This is a genomic window from Leclercia sp. AS011, from assembly GCF_037152535.1.
In the GTDB taxonomy this organism is placed as follows: Bacteria; Pseudomonadota; Gammaproteobacteria; order Enterobacterales; family Enterobacteriaceae; genus Enterobacter.
The window spans coordinates 104,216-123,113 of sequence record NZ_JBBCMA010000001.1 but is presented as its reverse complement, the minus strand read 5'-3'; the positions used below and the strand labels follow the sequence as shown (position 1 = coordinate 123,113).

General features: G+C 57.2%; 17 protein-coding genes. 7 read left to right on the top strand and 10 right to left on the bottom strand.

Annotated elements, in window-relative coordinates; all coding sequences use genetic code 11:
• Nucleotides 1–24 precede the first annotated feature (24 nt).
• From WFO70_RS00550 to dapA, 5 genes are all read right to left on the bottom strand, one after another.
• On the bottom strand, nucleotides 25–2,025 hold the full coding sequence (locus WFO70_RS00550) for a tRNA(Met) cytidine acetyltransferase TmcA (RefSeq protein ID WP_442913363.1): 2,001 nt from the start codon (nucleotides 2,023–2,025) through the stop codon (nucleotides 25–27).
• 15 nt (nucleotides 2,026–2,040) lie between these two features.
• Nucleotides 2,041–2,907, bottom strand: a complete 867-nt coding sequence (gene ypfJ, locus WFO70_RS00545; RefSeq protein ID WP_337014027.1) for a KPN_02809 family neutral zinc metallopeptidase — start codon at nucleotides 2,905–2,907, stop codon at nucleotides 2,041–2,043.
• 122 nt (nucleotides 2,908–3,029) lie between these two features.
• Complete coding sequence (gene purC, locus WFO70_RS00540) at nucleotides 3,030–3,743, bottom strand: phosphoribosylaminoimidazolesuccinocarboxamide synthase (protein ID WP_032613044.1); 714 nt, start codon at nucleotides 3,741–3,743, stop codon at nucleotides 3,030–3,032.
• Between the two features lie 109 nt (nucleotides 3,744–3,852).
• A complete protein-coding gene (gene bamC / locus WFO70_RS00535; protein ID WP_337014025.1) occupies nucleotides 3,853–4,887 on the bottom strand; it encodes an outer membrane protein assembly factor BamC in 1,035 nt (344 codons plus the stop codon).
• 16 nt (nucleotides 4,888–4,903) lie between these two features.
• A complete protein-coding gene (gene dapA / locus WFO70_RS00530; protein WP_142486664.1) occupies nucleotides 4,904–5,782 on the bottom strand; it encodes a 4-hydroxy-tetrahydrodipicolinate synthase in 879 nt (292 codons plus the stop codon).
• A gap of 145 nt (nucleotides 5,783–5,927) precedes the next feature.
• Between dapA and WFO70_RS00525 the strand changes: the two genes are divergently transcribed.
• Nucleotides 5,928–6,497, top strand: a complete 570-nt coding sequence (locus tag WFO70_RS00525; protein ID WP_337014022.1) for a glycine cleavage system transcriptional repressor — start codon at nucleotides 5,928–5,930, stop codon at nucleotides 6,495–6,497.
• Nucleotides 6,497–6,967, top strand: coding sequence for a thioredoxin-dependent thiol peroxidase (bcp, locus tag WFO70_RS00520; protein ID WP_337014020.1), 471 nt, complete (start codon nucleotides 6,497–6,499; stop codon nucleotides 6,965–6,967). The genes WFO70_RS00525 and bcp overlap by 1 nt, the downstream gene beginning before the upstream one ends.
• 86 nt (nucleotides 6,968–7,053) lie before the next feature.
• Here the strand turns inward: bcp and WFO70_RS00515 are convergent, their stop codons facing one another.
• Nucleotides 7,054–8,115, bottom strand: a complete 1,062-nt coding sequence (locus WFO70_RS00515) for an AI-2E family transporter (RefSeq protein WP_333855573.1) — start codon at nucleotides 8,113–8,115, stop codon at nucleotides 7,054–7,056.
• Nucleotides 8,116–8,337: 222 nt separating this feature from the next.
• Between WFO70_RS00515 and bepA the strand changes: the two genes are divergently transcribed.
• A complete protein-coding gene (bepA, locus tag WFO70_RS00510) occupies nucleotides 8,338–9,801 on the top strand; it encodes a beta-barrel assembly-enhancing protease (RefSeq protein WP_337014017.1) in 1,464 nt (487 codons plus the stop codon).
• A gap of 10 nt (nucleotides 9,802–9,811) precedes the next feature.
• The gene (gene arsC, locus WFO70_RS00505) at nucleotides 9,812–10,171 is read left to right on the top strand and encodes an arsenate reductase (glutaredoxin) (RefSeq protein WP_337014015.1); all 360 of its coding nucleotides are present in this window, start codon (nucleotides 9,812–9,814) and stop codon (nucleotides 10,169–10,171) included.
• 35 nt (nucleotides 10,172–10,206) lie between these two features.
• On the opposite strand, the gene WFO70_RS00500 is transcribed toward arsC, so the two are convergent.
• The 4 genes from WFO70_RS00500 to WFO70_RS00485 form a co-directional block, all read right to left on the bottom strand.
• A complete protein-coding gene (locus tag WFO70_RS00500; protein WP_337016545.1) occupies nucleotides 10,207–10,908 on the bottom strand; it encodes a DnaA inactivator Hda in 702 nt (233 codons plus the stop codon).
• 95 nt (nucleotides 10,909–11,003) lie between these two features.
• Complete coding sequence (gene uraA / locus WFO70_RS00495) at nucleotides 11,004–12,293, bottom strand: uracil permease (protein WP_337014013.1); 1,290 nt, start codon at nucleotides 12,291–12,293, stop codon at nucleotides 11,004–11,006.
• An 87-nt stretch (nucleotides 12,294–12,380) separates the two neighbouring features.
• Nucleotides 12,381–13,007: a uracil phosphoribosyltransferase gene (upp, locus tag WFO70_RS00490; protein WP_337014012.1), complete on the bottom strand. Its 627-nt coding sequence runs from the start codon at nucleotides 13,005–13,007 to the stop codon at nucleotides 12,381–12,383.
• Between the two features lie 250 nt (nucleotides 13,008–13,257).
• On the bottom strand, nucleotides 13,258–14,688 hold the full coding sequence (locus tag WFO70_RS00485; RefSeq protein WP_337014010.1) for a 6-phospho-beta-glucosidase: 1,431 nt from the start codon (nucleotides 14,686–14,688) through the stop codon (nucleotides 13,258–13,260).
• A 279-nt stretch (nucleotides 14,689–14,967) separates the two neighbouring features.
• Between WFO70_RS00485 and purM the strand changes: the two genes are divergently transcribed.
• The 3 genes from purM to ppk1 all read left to right on the top strand — a co-directional run bounded on the left by purM (nucleotide 14,968) and on the right by ppk1 (nucleotide 18,896).
• Nucleotides 14,968–16,005 carry a phosphoribosylformylglycinamidine cyclo-ligase gene (purM, locus tag WFO70_RS00480; protein WP_262672961.1) on the top strand — a complete coding sequence of 346 codons (1,038 nt, stop codon included), beginning with the start codon at nucleotides 14,968–14,970 and terminating at the stop codon, nucleotides 16,003–16,005.
• Complete coding sequence (gene purN, locus WFO70_RS00475; RefSeq protein WP_337014007.1) at nucleotides 16,002–16,643, top strand: phosphoribosylglycinamide formyltransferase; 642 nt, start codon at nucleotides 16,002–16,004, stop codon at nucleotides 16,641–16,643. Before purM ends, purN begins: the two co-directional genes overlap by 4 nt.
• 192 nt (nucleotides 16,644–16,835) lie before the next feature.
• On the top strand, nucleotides 16,836–18,896 hold the full coding sequence (gene ppk1 / locus WFO70_RS00470; protein ID WP_337014005.1) for a polyphosphate kinase 1: 2,061 nt from the start codon (nucleotides 16,836–16,838) through the stop codon (nucleotides 18,894–18,896).
• Nucleotides 18,897–18,898: the final 2 nt, after the last annotated feature.

Sequence of the window (18,898 nt, the reverse complement as noted above, 5' to 3'; positions counted from 1 at the left end):
GAACATGCCAGTTTACTGATGAAGTCATTGAAAAAATTGCCATTGCAAAACGGTATCCTTCACGCCCTGACAGCGTTCGCGGTCCAGCTGCGCCAGCGCCTGGCCCGTCTCGGTGCGCAAATGGCTCAGCAAGGCTTTGCGTCCGCTGAGACCCAACACCCGGCTCAGGGCGCTATCGTCCAGCCCCTGCTCCACTTTGCCCCGCACTCCTGCCAGCGGCAGCGCCGTCGCCTGTAGCAGTCGCGTCAGGCTGGCCATCGCCGCCGTTAAGGGCCGGTGGGCAAAGGCAAACCCGGCCAGATCCAGCCAGTCATCATCATTAAAGGTAGCCTCACCTGTGGGGGCTACCGGGATCTTTTCACCGTTCCAGCGTTCAATGATCCGCGCATCGCGGCAGAGCCGCTGGTGCTCACGCTGGCAAAGCGCCTGCCCCGCCGCGCTGAGCGGCAGCATCGCCATCGCCGTGAAGCAGCCGCTGCTAGCCTCCCGGTGGCTGCCCACGCGCACCAGCACAAAGCCACAGCGCTGCCAGAAGCGCCAGAGTTCGTCGGTGTAACCGAAGCTGACGGAGAGGTAGTCGATATTGACCTGCTGGCGGGCACTGGCAACCAGCGCCCGACCAATGCCTTCCCGCTGACGAGCGGGATGGACGGCAACGCGCGTCACCCGTCGGGCGGTAAGGGTGGCGGCGAGCGGCGAGCCGCCGTGCGCCGCCAGCGACTGCGCCACCAGATTACCGCGCGGACGGCGGTAGCCCGCCCACACCGCCTGGCTAAGCGCCGGGCTCAGACCGCCCTCCTCCACCAGCCACAGCGCGCCACAGACGTGCCCTCCGGCCCGGGCTACGGCAAAATGCTGCCCGGGGGCGTCCATCATGCGCCGCAGGTCGAGGGGCGAGGTCCGGTAGTGGGCGGCGCAGAGCAGTTTATAGACCGCAGCCGACAGTTCAGGGTTGCGGCTCCAGGCCTCCTGCTCCAGCGGGGTACAGAGGATCTCCCCCTGCGGCACGCTTTCGTCGGGTTCGTCATCAAACAGCAGCACATCGGCAATGATGCGCTCCAGCGGGCAGCCCGCCGCCCAGCGCACCGGTTCGCTGAGAGTGAAGTAACGCAGCCCGGCAAAACGGGCGCAGAATTTCAGCAGGAATCCCCTGCCGGTGCCTTCATATCCCTGCACCGTGGTGGTCAACAGCACCCGGGGGAAGCGCGTCACCAGCCGCGCCAGCAGCGGGCCGGGGATCGCCGCGGCCTCATCGACGATCAGCCAGTCGGCGCGTTCGTCCGAAGCCAGCAGCGCATCCGGGGCCATAAAGTGATAGCGATCGCCACCGAAGCGGGCGATGACCTCTGTCGCCGCTCTGGCGGGGGCCGTCACAATGGCGCGGCCAGCAATGCGTTGCAGCAGCATGCCCGCCAGCGCCGACTTTCCGCGCCCGCGGGCTGCGGTCACGGCGGCTATCCCTTCGGGCATGGTCGTCAGTTGGTCAAGGATTGCAGCCTGCTCGCGCTGCGGCTCTCCGCTGGCAGGGTGCCAGTCGGGGGCAGGTACATTTTGCAACAGGGGAAAAGGCGCGCCCTGCTGCCACTGTATGACCTGAGGATCGCACGCGATATGGCGGCAGAAATGTTCGATAAAGCGTGGCGTGGGGATCGGCTCCGATCGGTCGCTCCAGCGCAGCGAATCCCCATCGGCTTGTGCCGGCCAATGCGCCAGAGCGGGGGTGAGCAACACCAGCACGCTCCCGGCCCGCAAGGTGCCACCTGTGGCCGCGAAGGCCGAGATGTCAAAGCCGTGACGGGCGTCGAAGATAGCGTGGAGAAATTCGCGGCCCAGGAGCTGATTCAACGCCTGAGGGGAAGAGGACGGGGGCTGTGGATCATTGTCGCCAATCCACAGCCAGTCGCCGGGACATGCCTCTTTCAGCCGCAGCGCCTGCTGCTGCGTCCAGGCTTCATCACCACTCAGCACCAGCAATCGCCGGTGCCCTTCCCGCGCCAGGCGTTCAGACAGACCTGATAAATTCATCCCTGACATTGAGAATTACATGGCCTTACCGAAGGTATTGCACTGGGCCGGATCGCCACCGTCAAAACCTTTTTTGAACCAGCTGTAGCGCTGCTCGGAGGTTCCGTGAGTAAAGCTGTCCGGTACCACGTGGCCCTGGCTTTGCTGCTGCAAACGGTCATCGCCAATGGCGTTGGCCGCGTTGAGCGCCTCTTCCAGATCCCCCGCTTCCAGGACGCCTTCCTGCTGCATATTGTGGCCCCAGACGCCGGCGAAGCAGTCAGCCTGCAGCTCCATACGTACCGACAGCGCATTGACCTCTTTCTCGCTGGCGTTCTGCTGAAGCTGACGGACTTTAGGCTCGATACCGAGCAGTTTCTGGACGTGATGGCCCACTTCATGGGCGATGACGTAGCCCTGGGCAAAGTCGCCATCGGCACCCAGCTTGCGTTTCATGTCATCGTAGAAGGAGAGATCGATATAGACGGTAGAATCGGCTGGACAGTAGAACGGCCCCATCACCGATTGCCCGGTTCCGCAGCCGGTCCGCGTGGCACCGCGGTACATCACCAGCTTCGGCTGCTGGTAGGTACGGCCCATTTTGTCGAACAGCTGGCCCCAGGTATCCTCCGTGGTGGCGAGGATCACCGAGGTAAACTTCGCGGCCTCATCTTCACTCGGGCTGATGGAGCGCGGCGATTGATACTGCTGCTGCTGCACCGGCTGCCCGGTCAGCAACCCGCTCAGGTCGACGCCGTAATAGCCCGCTACCACCACCACCAGCAGAATAATGATGCCGCCCTTACCGCCCGGTAGCCGAAAACCGGGGCCACCCATCGACGGGCCCCCGCTGCTACGTCTGTCATCCACATTGTCACTTTCACGACGCCCTTGCCAGCGCATAACCACCTCGAAAATATCATCATAATAATAAATATGATCGTAGGCGGTTCGGGGCAAGATTACCACTGCAAACAAGGGTGAGATGCCAGAGGAACAGGCGTTCCCCTGGCGATAAGGCAGGATTAGTCGAGTTTGACACCCAGACGGTGGGCAACGGCTTCGTACGCTTCAATCACGCCGCCCAGGCTTTGGCGGAAGCGGTCTTTGTCCATTTTATCCAGCGTCTCTTTGTCCCACAGGCGGCTGCCGTCCGGGGAGAATTCATCACCCAGCACCACTTCGCCTTTATACAGTCCGAATTCCAGTTTGAAGTCGACCAGGATCAGGCCCGCGTCATCAAACAGTTTTTTCAGCACGTCGTTAGCTTTAAAAGTCAGCTCCTGCATACGCGCCAGGTTCTCTTTGCTCACCCAGCCAAAGGTTTCACAGTAAGATTCGTTGACCATCGGATCGTGCATGGCGTCGTTTTTCAGGAACAGGTCGAACAGCGGCGGGTTAAGCTCGATGCCCTCTTCAATGCCCAGACGCTTCACCAGAGAGCCTGCGGCGCGGTTACGGACGACACATTCCACCGGTACCATATCCAGCTTTTTCACCAGACATTCGGTGTCGGACAACAACGCTTCCATCTGCGTCGGGATACCCGCTTCTTCCAGCTTGCTCATAATGAAGTGGTTGAACTTGTTGTTCACCATCCCTTTACGATCGAACTGTTCAATGCGCGCGCCATCTCCTGCTGACGTATCATTGCGGAACTCGAGCACCAACAGATCCGGGTTTTCCGTGCTGTATACGGTTTTCGCTTTGCCTCGATACAACTCAGCTTGCTTCTGCATCTTCATTACTCCTGGTGTGATGATTTGTGTTCAAAACTGGCGATATTATGCCACGCACACGTTTGCGTAGCACGAAAATAAAAAGGGCTGGATTAACCAGCCCTCAAATTTATTTGCTGAATGCCGCCTGGAAGACAGCGACCAGCGCATCGTTCTGCGACTGGGTCAACGTATGACCTTTCGGATCGATAAACTGCAGGCTGCTACGGTTGTCCAGATCGCCGACCTGAAGCTTGTAGTCGCCGGAAGCCAGACCCGGATCGCGTGCGCCCAGCTCTTCCCAGTTGCTGTCAGACAGCGGTTTGTAGGTCACCGCCATGCTGCCGGTTGAACGGGTGCTGTCGGTCACTTTCATGCCTACGCGCTCAAGGGTGGCAGGCAGACGTTGCCAGACCTGGTTAAACGGACCACGCACCACCAGCATTGGCAGACCGGTATCGTCGGCAGCGCTCTGCACGTCGAAGGTTGCGCCATTGCGGCTCTGAGCAGCATTGGCTGCGTCAGTTGCGTTTTTGTCGAGGCCCGCCGCGATGGTGTTAAGCATCTCGGTGCTGTAGCGCTGCATGGAAGCCGCATCTGACACAGGCTTGCCCGCCTGCTCCAGGTTCAGCAGCTTAACCACGACCGCCTGCTGATAACCCTGAGGTTTAACAGAGACTTGATAACGTCCACGGTACTGTTGATCTTCGTCCAGACGGGTCCATTCGATCCAGTCTGTCGACAGCGTCTGGCTGGCGTCGTCGCGTTGCGTGATTGTGTAGTTCTTCGACTGGATCACGCTGACCACCTGCGGCCACAGCGTGGCATTACGCGCGCTTTCAACCTGCAGCGTCGCGGTATCGCCGGTGAACTGAGTACGCGCCCCGCTCACCAGCGCCAGTGGCTGTGCCGGTGGACGGATATCAAGCGCTTTGCCTACCGCGCCGCTCCCGTTGGTGACCGGAATGTTGTAGTCGCCATTCTGAATCGGCAGGATCATGCCAGCGGGCGCATGAAGTTCAGCAAGCGGCGCAGCATCCAGATAGGATTCGTCACCGCTCACCTGGCGCTTGTAGCGTGAATCTGAGCTACAGGCCGCGAGCAGCATAACAAGCGAAACACCCGCAACCTTCACCAGGCGCGACTTCTGTACTGAGTAAGCCATCAAATCTCCCTAAACTTTACAGCAGACCGGCATGCTTCAGCGCGCTGGTGACCGTTTCGCGACCGTGGTCGGTAATCGGGGTCATCGGCAGACGCAGCGTATCGGTCGCTACAAGTCCCAACTCCTTACATGCCCATTTCACTGGGATCGGATTGGGTTCGACAAATAATTTGTTGTGCAGCGGCATCAGACGCTGGTTAATCACGCGCGCTTCCTGGTAATGACCGGCAGCGGCCAGTTTACACATTTCAGCCATATCGCGGGCTGCAACGTTGGAGGTCACGGAAATTACGCCGTGGCCACCGAGCTGCATAAAGTCCAGCGAGGTCGCATCATCACCGCTCAGCAGAATAAAGTCGTCTGAAACCAGCTCTTTGATCTGGTGAACACGGCTTAAGTTCCCGGTCGCCTCTTTAATACCGATAATATTTTTTACTTTCGCGAGACGGCCAACCGTTTCTGGCAGCATATCGCAGCCAGTGCGCGACGGCACATTATACAGGATTTGCGGCAAGTCAGTATGTTCAGCGATGGCTTTGAAATGCTGGAACAGACCTTCCTGGGTCGGGCGGTTGTAGTATGGCGTTACCGTCAGGCAACCCACAACGCCGCTATCGTTAAAACGCTGGGTCAGGCTGATGGCTTCCGCGGTCGCATTGGCACCCGTACCGGCGATGACCGGGATACGCCCGTCAGCCAGTTCGAGGGTCATCATGACCACTTCGCCATGCTCTTCATGGCTCAGCGTAGCAGATTCACCGGTAGTCCCTACCGAAACAATCGCCGAGGTTCCGCTGGCGACATGATAATCAATCAGTTTCTTCAGGCTTGACCGGCAGACATTACCTTTCTCATCCATCGGTGTAACAAGCGCAACAATACTTCCCGTGAACATGGGCCATCCTCTGTGCGTACAAGATTCTCAATGGTACGTTTGGTGCTGTAATAAAAGCAAGGGACATGAGGCCTCCAGGTTATTGTATGCCGGTTTTTTTTATGCTTTCCTTAGAAAGACTAAACCACGCAAAGGAAGAACAGGTTTGACAACCTCATCACAACATTACCTGGTTATCACTGCGCTGGGTGCCGACAGGCCGGGGATCGTGAACACCATCACTCGCCACGTCAGTAGCTGCGGCTGCAACATTGAAGACAGCCGCCTGGCGATGCTGGGCGAAGAGTTCACCTTCATCATGCTGCTTTCCGGGTCGTGGAATGCGATCACCTTAATTGAATCGACCCTGCCGTTAAAAGGGGCTGAGCTGGATCTGCTGATCGTGATGAAGCGCACCACCGCGCGCCCGCAACCGGCCCTGCCGGCCACCGTCTGGGTCCAGGTGGAAGTGACTGACTCTCCGCACTTAATCGAACGCTTTACCGCCCTGTTTGATAGCCATCAGATGAACATTGCCGAGCTGGTCTCCCGTACCCAGCCGGGTGAAAGCGACACTATTCCAAAACTGTTTATCCAGATCACCGCGCACTGCCCGGCCTCTCAGGATGCGTCAAATATCGAGCAAGCGTTCAAAGCCCTCTGTACAGAATTAAATGCGCAAGGCAGTATAAACGTCGTCAATTATTCCCAGCATGAACAAGACGGAGTTGAGTAATGAATCCACTGAAAGCCGGTGACATAGCACCGAAATTTAGCTTGCCCGATCAAGACGGTGAGCAAGTAAATTTAACCGACTTCCAGGGACAGCGTGTTCTGGTCTATTTCTACCCGAAAGCCATGACGCCAGGCTGTACCGTGCAAGCGTGCGGTCTACGTGACAACATGGATGAGTTGAAAAATGCGGGCGTAGAAGTGCTGGGTATCAGTACCGATAAGCCTGAAAAGCTGTCTCGCTTTGCCGAAAAAGAGCTTCTGAACTTCACGCTGCTCTCCGACGAAGACCATCAGGTCTGTAACGATTTCGGCATCTGGGGCGAGAAAACCTTTATGGGCAAAACCTACGACGGTATCCACCGCATCAGCTTCCTGATCGATGCCGAGGGTAAGGTTGAACATGTGTTTGATGACTTCAAAACCAGCAATCACCACGACGTGGTATTGAACTGGGTGAAAGAGAACGCCTGATTCGGCTTGTCGCCCGGCGGCGCTACGCTTGCACGGGCCTACAGGATTTGTAGGCCGGGTAAGCGAAGCGCCACCCGGCAAAAAAACTACTCCTCAACCGCCGGCACATCCGGCCATGCATGCACCACCGCTTTAATCAGCGTTGCCAGCGGGATGGCAAAGAACACGCCCCAGAATCCCCATAACCCGCCAAAGATCACCACCGACAGAATAATGACGATCGGATGCAGGTTCACCGCTTCTGAGAACAGTACCGGCACCAGCAGGTTACCGTCCAGCCCCTGAATAATCAGATACACAACGAAGCAGCTCCAGAACTCGGTGCCCAGACCAAACTGGAACAGCGCCACGCAGACTACCGGAATGGTAACCACAAAGGCCCCGATATAGGGGATCAGCACCGAGAAGCCCACCAGCACCGCCAGCAGCAGCGAATAGTTAAGACCAAAGATAAAGAAGCCAATCCAGGTGGCAATGCCAACGACGATCATCTCCAGCACTTTGCCGCGGATATAGTTGGTGATCTGCTGATTCATCTCCTTCCATACCTGCCCTGCCAGCCCACGGTTACGCGGCAGCACGCGGCGCACCGCGTTCAGCATCTGCTCCTTGTCTTTCACCAGGAAGAAGACCATCAGCGGTACCAGCACCAGATAGACCGCCAGCGTCAGCAGGCCCACCAGCGACGCGAGGGAGAATTTCACCACCGTATCCCCCATCGTCATGATGCGGGTACGCATGTTTTCAGCCATCGCATCAATGATGCCTGCATCCATCAGGGCCGGGTAACGGCGCGGCAGCGTGGCGGCAAAATCCGAGAGTTTGGTGAGCATGCCGGGCATATCGCGGATCAGGTAGATCCCCTGCTGCCAGGCGATGGGCAGCACCACAAAGGACATGACCAGCAGGATACCGACAAAAAAGACCAACACGATGATGCTGGCCCAGCGGCGGGAACAGCCGATATTTTCCAGCCGGACCGTCGGCCACTCCAGCAGATAGGCGAGCACAATCGCCACCAGCAGCGGGGCCAGCAGCCCGCTAAAGAAGAAGAGGATGCCAAATCCGGCAACCAGAATAACCAGTAAAGCAATGGCCTCCGGATCGCTAAAGCGTCGGCGGTACCACTGCATTAATAACTCAAGCATGCAACCCTTCCCTGAAGATGATGGCTGGACGTAAAGGGTGAATTGTATCGGAGAGTCAATCAAAAGACTTTCGCTTTTTCTGGCTCAGTCACAAAACGCAAAAGCCTGAAAAGAGGGATTTTCTTATCGCCCTGACGCGGCTACACTCCCAGAGCAGCCGCAGATGAACGTTATGCGGGTTATTCGGTCAAATTAGCACACCCACCAGACAGGACAGAAGTTATGTTCAGGCAGTTGAAAAAAACGTTGGTTGCGACGCTCATCGCTGCGCTGACCGTCGGCCAGATGATGCCAGCCTTCGCTGACTCTGCAGAATCATTGCCTGACATGGGCACCTCGGCAGGCAGCACGCTCTCCATTGGTCAGGAGATGCAAATGGGCGACTATTATGTGCGCCAGCTGCGCGGTAGTGCGCCGCTGATTAACGATCCGCTGCTGGTGCAGTACATCAATTCTCTGGGGATGCGTCTGGTCTCCCATGCGGATTCGGTGAAGACCCCTTTTCACTTCTTTTTAATCAACAACGATGAGATCAACGCCTTCGCCTTCTTCGGCGGCAACGTGGTGTTGCACTCGGCGTTATTCCGCTATGCCGATAACGAAAGCCAGCTGGCCTCGGTCATGGCGCACGAAATTTCCCACGTTACCCAGCGCCATCTGGCGCGGGCAATGGAAGATCAAAAGCGCAGCGCCCCGCTGACCTGGGTAGGGGCTCTGGGCTCCATTCTGCTGGCGATGGCCAGCCCGCAGGCGGGGATGGCAGCGCTGACCGGTACGCTGGCAGGTACGCGTCAGGGGATGATCAGCTTTACCCAGCAGAACGAACAGGAAGCCGACCGCATCGGGATTCAGGTCCTGCAACGCTCCGGGTTCGACCCGCAGGCTATGCCAGGCTTCCTCGAAAAACTGCTCGACCAGGCGCGTTACTCCTCGCGACCGCCGGAAATTCTGCTAACCCACCCGCTGCCGGAAAGCCGTCTTTCCGATGCCCGCAACCGCGCCAACCAGATGCGTCCGGTGGTGGTACAGTCCTCGGAAGATTTCTACATGGCGAAGGTCAGAACCCTCGGCATGTACAATTCCGGGCGCAACCAGTTGACCAACGATCTGCTGGACGCGCTGGCGAAAGGTAACGTGCGTGAACAGCGCGCGGCCCAGTATGGTCGGGCGTTACAGGCGATGGAGGCCAGCAACTATGACGAGGCCCGCAAAAATCTTCAGCCGCTGCTGACCGCAGAGTCTGGCAACGCCTGGTATCTCGATCTGGCTACCGACATCGATTTAGGCCAGAAAAAAGGCCAGGATGCGATCAACCGTCTGAAAGGTGCCCGGGAATTGCGCACCAATCCGGTTCTGCAACTTAACCTGGCGAATGCTTACTTACAGAGTGGACAGCCGCAGGAAGCCGCTCCCATTCTTAACCGCTACACCTTCAATAATAAAGATGACCCTAACGGCTGGGATCTGCTGGCCCAGGTGGAATCCGCGCTTGGTCATCGCGATCAGGAGCTGGCGGCTCGCGCCGAAGGCTATGCTCTGGCCGGACGCCTGGACCAGGCCATCTCCCTGCTGAGCAGCGCCAGCTCGCAGGTGAAACTCGGCAGCCTGCAACAGGCCCGTTACGATGCCCGCATCGATCAGCTGCGCCAGCTGCAGCAGCGCTACCGTCCGTATGAAAAGATGTAAAGGAGAAGAGATGTCTGACGCGGTTACGATCTACCACAACCCTCGCTGCTCAAAGAGCCGGGAAACCCTGACCCTGCTGAAAACCCACGGCATTGAGCCGCAGGTGGTGCTCTATCTGGATACCCCGCCGGATGCCGACACCCTTCGCACGCTGTTAAGCCAGCTGGGAATGACCAGCGCCAGAGCGTTAATGCGTCAGAAAGAGGAGCTTTACAAAGCGTTAGGGCTGGCTGACAGCGCGCTCAGTGAAGAGGCGTTAATTCAGGCGATGGTGGATAATCCGAAGCTGATCGAGCGCCCGATTGTGGTGGCAAACGGCAAAGCGCGTATTGGCCGTCCGCCTGAACAGGTGCTGGAGATTGTGAAGTAAGCAGATGATGGCCCGGTAGCCTGCACGCGCCGGGCCTACAGATTGAGAATATCTTTCACAAAGGGAATGGTGAGCTTGCGCTGGGCGGTGATGGACGCGCGATCCAGCTGATCGAGAGTCATAAACAGCGTGCGCATCTCGCGATCCAGCCGCTTCAACAGAAAACGCCCCACGTCTTCCGGCAGTTCAAACCCCCGCAACCGCGCCCGCAGCTGCAAAGCCTGGAGTTTATCTTCATCGGAGAGCGGCTGTAATTTGTAGATCTGCCCCCAGTCGAGACGCGAAGCCAGATCGGCCAGACCAAGATTCAGCTGACGCGGTGGGCGATCGCCGGTGATCAGCAGCCGGGTTTTCCCGGACTCCAGAATGCGGTTGTAGAGATCAAAAATCGCCATTTCCCACAGCTCATCCCCCGCCACGCATTCGATATTGTCGATGCAAACCAGCGACAGCTGTTCCATTCCGTCGAGCACTTCCGGCACAAACCAGGTGCGCTTATCCAGCGGCACATAGCCGACCGCATCCCCGCGCTGCGAGAGTTCGGCACAGGCCGCATGCAGCAGATGGCTGCGCCCCGCGCCTTCGCGTGACCAGATATAGATGTAACCGCTGTGCTCCTGGCGCAACACGTTTTGCAGTGCAGCCAGTAAAGAGGGGTTATCGCCCGGCCAGAAACTCGCGAAAGTTTCGTCGTCGGGAAGATAAAGTGGCAAAGAGAGCTGTGCCGGTGCGTTCAGAAATACCTCAACCAGGTCTAACTCGGAATCGGCCCAGAGTTTAACACGGAACACGCGGGGAGAGAACCGGGCGGATCGGCCGCCCGGTTGCAGGATCAATGGGAGACTTTTTCTGTCTCTTCAGCGTCCAGGACCACCTCTTCCGGGCGCAGAACGGAGATCAGTTTGAAGATCAGGGCCAGGCCGATGCCAACGATGGTCGCCAGCGCCATGCCTTTCAGCTCGGCCGCACCAATGTGAACTTTGGCTCCGCTGACGCCGATGATCAGGATAACGGAGGTCAGGATCAGGTTCTGCGCTTTGCTGTAATCCACTTTGGATTCGATCAGCACGCGGATACCGGATGCGCCGATTACCCCGTACAGCAGCAGCGAAACGCCGCCCATCACCGGTACCGGAATGATCTGGATCGCCGCCGCCAGCTTGCCGACGCAGGAGAGCAGAATGGCAATGATCGCCGCACCGCCAATAACCCAGGTGCTGTACACGCGGGTAATGGCCATCACGCCGATGTTTTCACCGTAGGTGGTGTTGGGCGTGGAGCCGAAGAAACCGGAGATGATGGTCGAGAAGCCGTTAGCAAACATCGAGCGGTGCAGGCCCGGGTCGCGGATCAGATCGCGCTTAACGATATTTGCCGTGACCACCAGGTGACCGACGTGCTCGGCAATCACCACCAGCGCGGCAGGCAGGATGGTAAAGATGGCAAACCACTCAAAGCGCGGGGTATAAAAGGTTGGCAGCGCAAACCAGTGGGCCTGGGCGATTGGGGTGGTATCGACCACGCCCATCGCGAAGGAGAGCGCATAGCCCGCCAGCACGCCAATCAGGATCGGGATAATCGCCATAAAGCCGCGGAACAGCACGGAGCCAAAGACCGTCACGCCCAGGGTCACCAGCGAGATGATAATGGTTTTGGTATCCGGTGACTGACCGTCGGCTGGCAGCAGGCCCGCCATGTTCGCCGCCACACCGGCTAACTCAAGACCGATGACGGCAACGATTGCGCCCATTGCCGCAGGCGGGAACATCACATCCAGCCAGCCGGTTCCCGCTTTCTTGACAATGAAGGCCACCAGGCAGAACAGCACGCCGCACATGATAAAACCGCCCAGCGCCACTTCGTAACCTAACGGCAGCAGCAGCAGTACCGGGGAGATAAAGGCAAAGCTGGAGCCCAGATAGGCCGGGATTTTTCCTTTACAGATAAAGAGGTACAGCAGCGTCCCGATTCCATTAAACAGCAGCACGGTGGCCGGGTTAATGTGGAACAGGATTGGCACCAGCACGGTTGCGCCAAACATCGCAAACAGGTGCTGCAAACTAAGCGGGATTGTCTGTAAAAGCGGCGGTCTTTCACTCACCCCGATAGCACGGCGCGTCATAGTCTTTTCCTCTGAGTATTATTGGTTGTGTGTGTTTTATTCAAAAAAAAGCCGACTATCAAAGTCGGCTTCTTTATCGTTATGCGATTACTTAGTACCAAAAATCTTATCGCCGGCATCGCCGAGGCCCGGGATAATGTACCCGTGCTCGTTCAGGCCCTGATCGACAGAGGCGGTGTACACCTCAACGTCCGGGTGCGCTTTTTCCAGCGCGGCAAGGCCTTCCGGCGCAGCAACCAGGACCAGCACCTTGATGCTGCTGCAACCCGCGTTTTTCAGCAGATCGATAGTGGCGATCATCGAACCACCGGTAGCCAGCATTGGGTCAACAACCAGCGCCATACGCTCGTCGATGTTGGAAACCAGCTTCTGGAAGTAGGGTACTGGCTCCAGCGTTTCTTCGTTACGGTAGATACCAACCACGCTGATACGCGCGCTCGGGACGTGCTCCAGCACGCCTTCCATCATGCCCAGACCGGCACGCAGGATTGGCACCACGGTAATTTTTTTGCCTTTGATCTGCTCAACCTGTACCGGGCCGTTCCAGCCTTCAATGGTGACAGTTTCAGTTTCAAGATCGGAGGTCGCTTCATAGGTCAGTAAGCTGCCAACTTCAGAAGCCAGTTCACGAAAGCGCTTAGTGCTGATGTCATGCTCACGCATCAGGCCCAGCTTGTGTTTAACGAGTGGGTGTTTCACTTCGACAATCTTCATTCTCTTTCTCCTTCGGGTGGCAGCCACAAAAAAAATCGCCGGATTATACCGCTTTTTTCGGATAGCGCCATACCCATCTTGCTTGACCGGGATCAACCAAAGTGAATAACAGGCCGTTACAGATTATAAAACAGACAAATAAAACTGGAGGGGAAGCGGCGGATTTTGTGCCCGGCGGCGCTGCGCTTGCACGGGCCTACGGGTGTTGTAGGCCGGGTAAGCGCAGCGCCACCCGGCAATTTCACAGAGGTTAAAGCGACTCGCCGTTGCTGGCGATCACTTGCTGATACCAGGCGAACGACTTCTTCTTACTGCGATTCAGCGTGCCGTTACCTTCGTTATCTTTATCAACGTAGATAAAGCCGTAGCGTTTTTTCATTTCGCCGGTGCCGGCTGAAACCAGATCGATACAGCCCCACGGGGTGTAGCCCATCAGATCCACGCCATCTTCCACCACCGCTTTCTTCATCTCGCGGATGTGGGCGCTGAGATAGTCGATGCGGTACTGGTCGTTTACCGTGCCGTCGCTCTCCAGCACGTCGATAGCGCCAAACCCGTTCTCGACGATAAACAGCGGCAGCTGATAGTGATCCCAGAACCAGTTCAGGGAGTAGCGCAGCCCCACCGGGTCAATCTGCCAGCCCCAGTCCGATTTCTGCACGTAGGGGTTGGAGACCAGGCTTTTGCTCTCGTCGTAATCCAGCTGCGGGTTATCCGCCGTCGACTTGGTGGCAAAAGACATGTAGTAGCTGAAGCCGATGTAATCCACGCAGCCCTGCTTCAGCGCCGCTTTATCCTCTTCGATGATATCCAGCTCAAAACCACGGCGGGCAAAGTAGTTGAGCAGATGCTGCGGATAAGCGCCGCGCACATGCACATCGGTGAACCAGTAGCGGCGGTGCATGGCGTTCATCGCCATCATCATGTCGTCCGGGGCGCAGGTCAGCGGGTAGATAGGACACATGGCGATCATGCAGCCAATGCGCAGGGACGGATTGATCTCACGGCCAGCTTTTACCGCCAGGGCGCTGGCCACCAGCTCGTAATGCGCCGCCTGGAACATCACCGGCTCGCGATCCTCGCCCGGCTGATAGTGCAGGCCGGAGTTGGTGAACGGGGCGAAATCTTCGTGGAAGTTGGCCTGGTTGTTGATCTCGTTGAAGGTCATCCAGTACTTCACTTTGTGCTGATAACGCTTAAACACCACGCTGGCAAAACGCACAAAGAAGTCGATCAGTTTGCGGTTACGCCAGCCGCCGTATTCGCTCACCAGGTGGTAGGGCATTTCGAAGTGCGAGAGGGTGATGACCGGCTCGATGCCGTGCTTCAGGCACTCATCAAACAGATCGTCGTAAAACTGCAAGCCTGCTTCGTTGGGCTGCTGTTCATCGCCTTTAGGGAAAATACGCGTCCAGGCAATCGAGGTGCGGAAGCATTTAAAGCCCATTTCCGCGAACAGCTGGATATCTTCTTTATACCGGTGATAGAAATCGATGGCTTCATGGTTGGGGTAGTTTTTGCCCGGCAGCACGCCGTCGGTGATTTCGCGCGGGACGCCGTGCGCGCCTGCGGTCATTACGTCTGCGACGCTCGGGCCCTTCCCGCCCTCCTGCCAGCCGCCTTCAAGTTGATGCGCCGCCACCGCGCCGCCCCACAGAAAACCCTCTTTGAATCCTGACATGCGATATCCCTCATTCAGCGTTAATTATCGGCAAAAAAGAGTACAGAAACCGGTTTCAGTGAAATGATGTGCATTCAGCGAAGGGGTTGCAAGAATAAGAATGTACCCGGTTTCATTTTCGTGAACGGGTTCATGTTTGTGCGCCGGGGGGTGATTTTTGCTGGATTTTCAGGGCCACTCTTTTCTGTTGCAGAATGGGCTCGCAAACGTTTGCCTAGACTGTTAGAATTGCGCCGATTTTTCTTACTATCGCAATGCAATCGCGTGGGGACTTGAGCCGTGACCAACAAAACTTCTCTCAGCTACAAAGATGCCGGTGTAGATATTGACGCAGGTAATGCGCTGGTTGACCGTATCAAAGGGGTAGTTAAAAAAACCCGCCGCCCGGAAGTGATGGGTGGACTGGGAGGATTCGGCGCCCTGTGCGCGCTGCCGCAAAAATACCGTGAACCGGTTCTGGTCTCGGGCACTGACGGCGTGGGCACCAAGCTGCGTCTGGCGATGGATCTGAAACGCCATGACACCATTGGTGTTGACCTGGTGGCCATGTGCGTTAACGACCTGGTGGTTCAGGGCGCTGAGCCGCTGTTCTTCCTCGACTACTACGCGACCGGCAAACTGGACGTGGACACCGCAGCCAGCGTCATCAGCGGTATCGCGGAAGGTTGTCTGCAGTCTGGCTGTGCGCTGGTCGGCGGTGAAACCGCTGAAATGCCGGGGATGTATCACGGCGAAGATTACGACGTCGCCGGCTTCTGCGTGGGCGTGGTCGAGAAATCCGAAATCATTGACGGCAGCAAAGTAACCGACGGCGACGTGCTGATTGCGCTGGGCTCCAGCGGCCCGCACTCCAACGGCTACTCCCTGGTGCGCAAAATTGTCGAAGTGAGCGGCTGCGACCCGCTGACCACCGAGCTGGAAGGCAAACCGCTGGCCGATCACCTGCTGGAACCAACCCGCATCTACGTGAAATCCATTCTGGAACTGATCGAGAAGGTGGACGTTCACGCTATCGCCCACCTGACCGGCGGCGGCTTCTGGGAAAACATTCCGCGCGTGCTGCCGGACAACACCCAGGCCGTAATCGACGAATCCTCCTGGCAGTGGCCGGCGGTGTTCAACTGGCTGCAGGATGCCGGTAACGTCAGCGATCACGAAATGTATCGCACCTTCAACTGCGGCGTGGGGATGCTGATTGCCCTGCCGGCCAGCGAAGTGGACAATGCTCTGGCGCTGCTGCAGGCCAAAGGTGAAAACGCGTGGAAAATCGGTATCATCAAAGCATCTGATTCCGAACAGCGTGTGGTCATTGAATGAAAAACATAGTGGTGCTCATTTCCGGCAACGGAAGTAATTTGCAGGCTATCATCGATGCCTGTAAACAGAAGAAAATCAACGGCACCCTCCGCGCAGTATTCAGTAACAAGGCCGACGCGTTCGGCCTTGAACGTGCCCGCGAGGCAGGCATTGCGGCGCATGCGCTTAGCGCTTCTCAGTTTGCCAGCCGCGAGGCCTTTGACCGCGAGCTGGTGCAGGAGATCGACGCCTACGCCCCGGACGTGGTGGTGCTGGCGGGCTATATGCGGATCCTCAGCCCGGCATTCGTGGCGCACTATGCCGGACGTCTGCTGAATATCCACCCTTCCCTGCTGCCAAAATATCCCGGCCTGAATACCCACCGTCAGGTGCTGGACAATGGCGACGAGGAGCACGGCACCTCGGTCCATTTTGTCACTGACGAACTGGACGGTGGCCCGGTGATCCTGCAGGCGAAAGTGCCGGTGTTTGAAGGCGACAGCGAAGAGGATGTCACCGCCCGGGTTCAGGCCCAGGAGCATGCCATCTACCCGCTGGTGGTGAGCTGGTTTGTTGATGGCCGCCTTGAAATGCGCGACGGTGCCGCCTGGCTGGACGGCACGCCGTTACCTCCGCAAGGACATGCGGCGGAAGAGTAATTCTTTGCCGGGTGGCGCTATCGCTTACCCGGCCTACCTGGCGCAGGCCTGCGCAACTCTCTATTATCCCTCAAGAATAAATTTAACTGTCATACTTTTCTGACACAGTTGGACATATAGTGGAAATGCTCGCCATAATAAAGGCGAGACGGATTTGCCACGTCCTGTGATTGAACTGGAGTGTGAGTAGTAATGGGTCAGGAAAAGTTATACATCGAGAAAGAGCTAAGCTGGTTAGCATTCAACGAGCGCGTGCTTCAGGAAGCGGCGGATAAAAGTAACCCGCTGATTGAGCGCATGCGTTTTCTGGGGATTTACTCCAATAACCTGGACGAGTTCTATAAAGTTCGCTTTGCTGAACTGAAGCGTCGCATCATTATTAGCGAAGAGCAGGGTTTAAACTCGAATTCGCGTCATCTGCTTGGCAAGATCCAGTCCCGGGTGCTGAAAGCCGATCAGGAATTTGACAGTCTGTATAACGAATTGCTGCTGGAGATGGCACGCAATCAGATCTTCCTGATCAACGAGCGACAGCTCTCGGTCAACCAGCAGAGCTGGCTGCGCCACTATTTCAAACATTATCTGCGCCAGCACATCACCCCCATTCTGATTAACCGCGAAACCGATCTGGTGCAGTTCCTGAAGGATGACTACACCTATCTGGCGGTAGAGATTATCCGCGGCGACAGCATTCGCTATGCGCTGCTGGAGATCCCGTCCGATAAAGTGCCGCGCTTCGTCAACCTGCCGCCGGAAACCCCGCGTCGCCGCAAGCCGATGATCCTGCTGGATAATATCCTGCGCTACTGTCTGGACGACATCTTCAAGGGCTTCTTCGATTATGACGCCCTGAACGCCTATTCGATGAAGATGACCCGTGACGCCGAGTACGACCTGGTGCACGAGATGGAAGCCAGCCTGATGGAGCTGATGTCCTCCAGCCTCAAGCAGCGCCTGACCGCCGAGCCGGTGCGCTTTGTCTATCAGCGCGATATGCCGGATGCGATGGTCGAGATGTTGCGTGAAAAGCTGACCATCTCCCGCTACGACTCCATCGTGCCCGGCGGTCGCTATCACAACTTCAAAGACTTTATCGGCTTCCCGAACGTCGGCAAAGCCAACCTGGTGAACAAGCCGCTGCCGCGTCTGCGCCATATCTGGTTCGATAAATTCCGCAACGGCTTCGACGCCATTCGCGAGCGCGACGTCCTGCTTTACTATCCGTACCATACCTTTGAGCACGTGCTGGAGCTGATGCGCCAGGCGTCGTTCGACCCTAACGTGCTGGCGATCAAAATCAACATCTACCGCGTGGCAAAAGATTCGCGCATTATCGATGCGATGATCCATGCCGCCCACAACGGGAAAAAAGTGACCGTGGTGGTAGAGCTGCAGGCGCGTTTCGACGAAGAGGCCAACATCCACTGGGCCCGCCGTCTGACCGAAGCGGGCGTACACGTGATCTTCTCGGCCCCGGGGCTGAAGATCCACGCCAAGCTGTTCCTCATCTCCCGTAAAGAGGGTGATGACGTGGTGCGTTATGCCCACATCGGCACCGGCAATTTCAACGAGAAAACGGCGCGTATTTATACCGACTACTCGCTGCTCACCGCCGATGCGCGCATCACTAACGAGGTGCGCCGGGTCTTTAACTTCATTGAGAACCCGTATCGTCCGGTCAGCTTCGACTATCTGCTGGTGTCGCCGCAGAACTCCCGTCGCCTGCTGTATGACATGATCGACAAAGAGATCGCCAATGCCCAGAACGGCCTGCAGGCTGGCATTACGCTGAAGCTCAACAACCTGGTCGACAAAGGGCTGGTGGATCGCCTGTATGCGGCATCCAGCTCCGGCGTTCAGGTCAACCTGCTGATCCGCGGCATGTGCTCCCTGATCCCCGATCTTGAGGGGATCAGCGAAAATATTCGCGTCATCAGCATCGTGGACCGTTATCTTGAACACGATCGCATCTATATTTTTGAGAACGGTGGCGATAAACGCGTCTACCTCTCTTCCGCCGACTGGATGACGCGCAACATCGATTACCGAATCGAAGTGGCAGCGCCACTGCTCGACCCGCGATTGAAACAACAAATTCTTGATATCATTGACTTATTATTAAGCGATACTGTAAAAGCACGTTATATCGATAAAGAACTGAGTAACCGCTATGTGCCGCGCGGCAACCGCCGTAAGGTGCGGGCACAGCTGGCGATTTACGACTATATCAAATCACTCGAGCAACCCGATTAACC